Source organism: Tepidimonas sp. (assembly GCF_036825565.1).
Lineage (GTDB): Bacteria > Pseudomonadota > Gammaproteobacteria > Burkholderiales > Burkholderiaceae_C > Tepidimonas.
This window is the reverse complement of the sequence record NZ_DAISXZ010000097.1, coordinates 1-6,726: the sequence shown is the minus strand read 5'-3', so window position 1 is coordinate 6,726 and position 6,726 is coordinate 1. Positions and strand designations below refer to the sequence as shown.

Annotated in this window: 5 protein-coding genes; 2 read left to right on the top strand and 3 right to left on the bottom strand. The window is 69.1% G+C overall.

Annotated elements, in window-relative coordinates; all coding sequences use genetic code 11:
* Window positions 1-613: cell envelope integrity protein TolA (gene tolA, locus V7026_RS10610; protein WP_334155357.1), on the top strand; the 613-nt coding region annotated here is incomplete at its 5' end.
* On the opposite strand, the gene dnaE is transcribed toward tolA, so the two are convergent.
* The 3 genes from dnaE to V7026_RS10595 form a co-directional block, all read right to left on the bottom strand.
* Complete coding sequence (dnaE, locus tag V7026_RS10605; RefSeq protein WP_334155356.1) at window positions 614-4,183, bottom strand: DNA polymerase III subunit alpha; 3,570 nt, start codon at window positions 4,181-4,183, stop codon at window positions 614-616.
* 43 nt (window positions 4,184-4,226) lie between these two features.
* Window positions 4,227-4,781, bottom strand: a complete 555-nt coding sequence (locus tag V7026_RS10600) for a flavodoxin family protein (RefSeq protein WP_334155355.1) — start codon at window positions 4,779-4,781, stop codon at window positions 4,227-4,229.
* A 97-nt stretch (window positions 4,782-4,878) separates the two neighbouring features.
* Window positions 4,879-5,601, bottom strand: a complete 723-nt coding sequence (locus V7026_RS10595) for a pirin family protein (protein ID WP_334155354.1) — start codon at window positions 5,599-5,601, stop codon at window positions 4,879-4,881.
* Between the two features lie 111 nt (window positions 5,602-5,712).
* Between V7026_RS10595 and V7026_RS10590 the strand changes: the two genes are divergently transcribed.
* Entirely contained in the window at window positions 5,713-6,693 is a 981-nt protein-coding gene (locus tag V7026_RS10590; RefSeq protein ID WP_334155353.1) for a LysR family transcriptional regulator, read from the top strand.
* The last annotated feature ends 33 nt before the right edge of the window (window positions 6,694-6,726 follow it).

Below are 6,726 nucleotides of genomic sequence, written 5' to 3'. Positions count from 1 at the left end.
GCCCCCGCCTGCGGCGGAGCCCGCACGCCGCGATGCCGACATCGCCGTGCAGCGCCAGCGCGAGGAGCAGCGACGCCGCGAGGAAGCCCGTCGCTTGGCCGAGCAACGCGCCGCCCAGGAAAAAGCCGAGCGACTGGCCCAGGAGAAAGCCGCCCTGGAAAAAGCCCGGCGGGAGAAAGCCGAACGCGAGAAAGCCGAGCGGGAGAAGGCGGCTCGGAAGAAGGCCGAGCGAGAGCAGGCGCAACTGGAGGCCGAGCGCCAGCGCAATCTGGAACGCATGCTGGGCCAGGCCAACGCCACCGGTGGGGCGCAGGCCCGGGGGACGGCGGAGCGCGACGCGGGCCCCTCGGCCAGCTACGCCGGCCGGCTGGTGGCGCACATCCGCCCGAACATCGTTTTTGCCGACACCGTGCCGGGCAATCCGCGCGCCGAGGTGGAGGTCCGCACCCTGCCCGACGGCACGATTCTGAGCAGCCGGCTCCTCAAGTCCAGCGGCCACCGCGCCTGGGACGACGCCGTGCTGCGCGCGATCGAGCGCACCGCGCGCCTGCCGCGTGACGAAAATGGTCGCGTGCCCCCGACGCTGATCCTGGGTTTTCGGCCCAACGAGTGATCAGTCGTACACGACTTCGGCCCGCTGCTCGTGCGCCTGGGCCATCCAGCGCGCCAAGGCGGCATCGGTCGGGTAGAAGCTGGCGCGGTCGTCCAATTGCAGCTCGCAGCGCGCCGTCTCGCGCCGGACGGCCAGCCGCACCGGCAGCGCGCGCAGCAGCTCGCCGTGCTCGTTCATTTCGCGCTGCGGCGGAAAGTCCCTTACCACAGCGGCGATGTCCGGCGCCCGGTCATTGACCGCCACGCGCAGGTATTTGCCGAAACGGCAGCGGGCCGTCGGCAGATCCCACAACTGTTGCACCTTCAGCCGCAATCCGCCTGAGAAGCGGTCCGGCTGTGCCAGCACCTGCGCAATGACCAGTTCGTCGTCCTTGAGCAGGTTGCGATGGGCCTGGATCAGCCCCTCGTCGGCGGTGGCCTCCAGCACGCCGCTCTTGTCGTCCAGCTTGAAGATGGCCACCTTGCCCCGCTGGCCGTTGATGACCCGCAGGTCGCCCACGATGCCCGCGACCAGAAACGGCTCCCGACTATCCACGATATCCGCCAGGCGCACCTTGGCGAAGCAGCGCACCTCCGCCTCCACCTCGTCGAACAGGTGGCCGGAGAAGTAAAACCCCAGCGCGGCCTTTTCGTGCGCCAGGCGTTCCTTGACCCCCCAGGGCAGCGCGTCGACCAGCGGCGGCGCCTCGGCAGCGGAGCCGTGCCCTCCGTCTCCCAACGCATCGAACAGCCCGCCCTGCTGGGCGTTGGCCTCCTGGGCGGCGGCCCAATCGAAGGCGCGGTCCAGCGAGGCCAGCAGCGCGGCGCGGTTGAGATGCAGGCGATCGAAGGCACCGGCCTTGATCAGCGCCTCGACCGTGCGCTTATTGACGCGGGAGCGGTCCACGCGCGAGCAAAAATCGAACAGGCTGCTGAATGGCCCCGTGACGTGCCCGCTGGGACCCACGCCACGGCCCTCGCGCGCCGCCACGATGGCGTCGATGGCCTGCTGGCCGGTGCCCTTGACCGCACCCAGGCCATAGCGGACCTCGCGGTCGCTGACCGGCTCGAACCGGTAGGTTCCGCGGTTGATGTCCGGCCCCTCGAAGCGGATGCCGAAGCTCTGCGCATCCTCGACGAGCACCTTGAGCTTGTCGGTGTCGTCGAGCTCGATGGTCATGTTGGCGCAGAAGAACTCGGCCGTGTAGTGGACCTTCAACCACGCCGTGTGGTAAGCCAGCAACGAGTAGGCCGCCGCGTGCGACTTGTTGAAGCCGTAGCCGGCAAACTTCTCCATCAGGTCGAAGACCTCGTCGGCCTTGTCCTGGCCGATGCCGTTTTTGGCCGCGCCCTCCCTAAAGATCTCGCGGTGCTTGGCCATCTCTTCGGGCTTCTTCTTGCCCATGGCGCGACGCAGCAGGTCGGCGCCGCCCAGGCTATAGCCGCCCAGCACCTGGGCGGTCTGCATGACCTGCTCCTGGTAGACCATGATGCCGTAGGTCTCGGCCAGCACCGGCTCCACCAGCGGATGCGGGTACTCCACCGGCTCGCGGCCGTGCTTGCGCGCGACGAAGCTGGGGATCAGGTCCATCGGGCCCGGGCGGTACAGGGCGTTGAGGGCGATCAGGTCCTCCAGCCGCGTCGGCTTGGCATCGCGCAGCATGCCCTGCATGCCGCGCGATTCGAACTGAAACACCGCCTCGGTGCGGCCCTGCTGGAACAGCTCGTACGTGGCGGCGTCGTCGAGCGGAATGCGCTCGAAGGCGAAGTCGCGCTGATCCGGGTGGCGCGCGACGATGAAATCCTTGGCCAGCTCCAGAATCGTCAGCGTCGCCAGGCCCAGAAAGTCGAACTTGACCAGACCCACCGCCTCGACGTCGTCCTTGTCATACTGACTGACGGTAGAGGTGCTGCCGGGCTGTTGGTACAGCGGGCAGAAGTCGGTTAGCTTGCCGGGCGCGATCAGCACACCGCCGGCGTGCATGCCGACGTTGCGCGTCAAGCCCTCGAGCTTTTGCGCCAGCTCGATCAGCTGGCGCACCTCCTCCTCCTTCTGCACGCGCTCCGCGAGCAGCGGCTCCATCTCGATGGCGTAGTTGTTTTTGTCACCCTCTTTTTTGGGGTTGGGCGGGTACTGCAGTGTGACGCTCATGCCCGGCTTGTTGGGCACGAGCTTGGAGATGCCATCGCAAAAACCATAGGCGAAGTCCAGCACCCGGCCGACGTCACGGATTGCGGCGCGCGCGGCCATGGTGCCAAAGGTGGCGATCTGGCTGACCGCGTCCTTGCCGTACTTGTCCTTGACGTAGTCGATGACACGGTCGCGGTTGGTCTGGCAGAAATCGATGTCGAAGTCCGGCATCGACACCCGCTCGGGATTGAGGAAGCGCTCGAACAGCAGGTTGTAGCGCAGCGGGTCGAGGTCGGTGATCTTCAGCGCATAGGCCACCAGCGACCCCGCACCGGAGCCGCGCCCCGGCCCGACCGGACAGCCGTGCGTCTTGGCCCACTGAATGAAGTCCGACACGATCAGGAAGTAGCCCGGAAAGCCCATCTTGACGATGGTGTCGAGCTCGAAGTCCAGCCGCTGCAGGTAGCGCGGGCGCTCGCGGTCGCGCTCGGCCTCGTCCGGGTAGAGGTGAAGCAGCCGCTCGTCCAGCCCCCGGCGCGAGACGTGGCGAAAGTACGCCTCGGTGTCGAGCTGGCGGCCGTCCACGGGGGGGATGGGAAAGTTCGGCAGGCGCGGCTTGCCCAGCGTCAGCGTCAGGTTGCAGCGGCGGGCGATTTCCACCGTGTTGGCCAGCGCCGAAGGCAGGTCGGCAAACAGCGCCGCCATCTCGGCCGCGGACTTGAAGTACTGCTCGCGCGTAAAGCGCCGCACGCGCTTGGGGTTGGCCAGGATTTCGCCTTCGGCGATGCACACGCGGGCCTCGTGCGCCTCGTAATCCTCCGGGGCCAGAAACTGGACGGGGTGCGTGGCCACCACCGGCAGGCCCAGCCGCGCGGCCAGCGGCACCACCGCCTGCACATGGCGCTCGTCGCCCGCTCGGCCGGCGCGCTGCACCTCCAGATAAAAACGATGCGGAAACGCCTGCGCCAGGCGCAGGGCGTATTCGGCGGCGCGTGCCTCGTCGCCGGCCAGCAGGGCATGCCCGACTGGACCGGCCGCGGCGCCGGAGAGCAGGATCAACCCTTCCGAGAGCGACTGCAGCCACGACCAGCGCACGTAGGCTTGGTCGCGCACCACCCCCTGGGTCCAGGCGCGAGCCAGCAGTTCGCACAGGTTCAGATAACCCTGGTGGGTTTGCACCAGCAACACCACGCGCTGCAGCGCGGGTGTGGGCCCGCCAGCTGGCGGAAGGACGCGGGTATCGCCCTCCAGCCCCTCCAGATTGACCTCGACCCCCAGCACTGGCTTGACGCCAGCCGCCCGCGCCGCCTTGTAAAACTTGATGCCCCCGAACAGGTTGTTGAGGTCGGTGATGGCCAGCGCGGGCTGGCCATCCGCAGCGGCGCGCTCGATCGCGTCGTCGATGCGCGTCGTGCCATCGACGACGGAAAACTCGGTGTGCAGGCGCAGGTGGACGAACATGCGCCCGATTGTAGGGAGCGGACCGCCGCCCGCCCCCGGGTCTTCAGCCCCGCAAGCGGGCCGTCACCTCGGCCACGCGCTGGCCGAACAGGCGGGCGGTCTCTAGGTCGCCCGGCAGCATCTCCTGCGCGCTGGCGTCCGACGGCGTGGTGGCCATGGCGCCGGCCGACGAGCCGACATAGTTGACATCGTTGCGCTGCGCGACCTTGGCGTTCGACGGCATCAGGCCGGTGCCCACCCAGATGCCGCCGTGCTGCATGGCCAGCGTGAACAGGTAGTGCAGGGTGGAGAGCTTGTCGCCGTTCATGGTCGCGCTGTTGGTGAAGCCAGCAAAGACCTTGTCCTTCCACTTCTGCACGAACCAGGCTTTGCTGGAGGCGTCGGCAAACTTCTTGAACTGCCAGCTCACGCTGCCCATATAGGTCGGGCTGCCCATGACGATGGCGTCGGCCGCGTCGAGCTGCTCCCAGCCACCTTCGGGCAGGTTGCCGTCGGCATCGATGGCCAGCAGTTGGGCGCCTGCGCCTTCGGCGACGGCCTGCGCCATGCGTTGGGTGTGGCCGTAGCCGGAGTGGTAGACGACGACGATGTGGGGCATGAGAAAACTCCTTCAGGTCGATGAACGGCCCCCCGGCGGGAGGCGGTGGGCGACCACCCGGGGGTGATCGGAAAAATCGGGCACCGGCGCGCGGCGATCAGCGCGCCAGATCGAACAGCAACACCTCGGCGTCCTCGCCATCGGCGAGGGTAACGGCCGCTTCGTCGGCCACCATGGCCGCATCTCCGCGGCCAAATGGCTGGCCGTTGATGGCGATGCGCCCGCGCACCACGTGCACATAGGCCAGCCGGCCGAGGGCCAGGGCATGCGTGGCCGACTCCGCCCCATCGAACAGGCCGGCGTACAGCGCCGCATCCGCGTGGATGCGCACTGGCGGATCGTCGCCGCTGGCCAGGGCCTCCGCCTGCTGGACCGGCACCGCGATGGGCCACAGCCGCCCGCGCTTGCTGGGCGCGGAAAAGGCCTTCTGCTCGTAGCCGGGGTCGATGCCGCGCACATTCGGCTCGATCCAAATCTGCAACAGATGCGTCGGGTCGTGGGTGTGGTTGAATTCGCTGTGCATCACGCCGCGGCCGGCGCTCATGCGCTGCACCTCGCCGGCGCGGATGGTCTCGACATGGCCCATGCTGTCGCGGTGCGCCAGCTCGCCCCCAAGCACGTAGGTGACGATCTCCATGTCCCGGTGCCCGTGCATGCCGAAGCCCGCCCCCGGCGCAATGACGTCTTCGTTGATCACGCGCAGATTGCCCCAGCCCATGTAGCGGGGATCGAAATAACCGGCGAACGAAAACGAGTGGTGGGTCTGCAACCAACCGTGGTCGGCGTAGCCCCGCTCCTGACTGCGGCGCTTGGCGATCATGGCATGCTCCCGATGGGGGTGGCGATGGGTGAACTGTAGGGCGCGAGCTATGGGCCTGCGGCGCACGGGGTTTGATGGCATCATTCAAATCGTTTGAATACTGAACGTCCGATGCGCACCCGGCCCTCAGCCTCGGCCCGCCACGCGGCGCGGGCCGCCCTCGGCCCGGACCAGCTCGCCCTGCTGGCGACCATTGCCCGCTGCGGCAGCTTTGCCGCGGCCGCCCGCGAACTGGGCCTGGTCCCCAGCGCGCTGACCTACCGCGTGCGGCAGATCGAGGACGCGCTGGACGTGCTGCTGTTCGACCGGCGTGCGCGCCGCGCCCAGCCCACCCCCGCCGGCGAAGAGCTGTTGCGCGCCAGCGAACACCTGCTGCGGGAGTGGGACGCGGTGGCACAACGCGTGCGCCGCGTCGCGACGGGGTGGGAATCGGAGCTGACCATCGCCGCCGATGCCGTCATCGACCCGCGCACCCTGCTGGAGCTGTGCGAGGCCTTTTTTGCGCTGGGCGCGCCCACCCGCTTGCGGCTACGCAGCGAGACGCTGTCGGGCACGCTGGAGGCGTTACTCACGGGCCAGGCGGACCTGGCGCTGGGGGTGGCGCTGGACCGGCCACCGGGCGGCGACGTGCGGATGGAGCTGCTGGGCGAGGTGGCCTTCTGGTTCGTGGTGGCGCCGTGCCATCCGCTCGCCGACGCGCCCGAGCCGCTGACGCCGCACCTGATCCGGGAGCACCGCATCGTCGCGGTGGCCGACTCGGCCCCACGCGGCGGGCTGACCTTCGGGCTGCTGCCCGGCCAGGACGTGCTGACCGTGCCCACCATGCAGATGAAGCTGGACGCCCAACTGCGCGCACTGGGGTGCGGCTGGCTGCCCCAGCCCCTGGTGCAACCGTATCTGGATGCCGGCCACCTGGTCCTGCGCCAGACCACGCTGCCGCCGCGCACCGCGCGCACGGCCTACGCCTGGCGGGCCGGAGCAACCCGGCGGGGGGCCAGCCGCCCGGTGGGCCCGGCGCTGCAGTGGTGGCTGCAGCGGCTGGCCGAACCCGTCACCCGCGAAGCCCTGCTGATGCGCCGACCGCGCAGCTAACCGTGGGGTCGCCCACCCCGGCCGCCCCCGCGC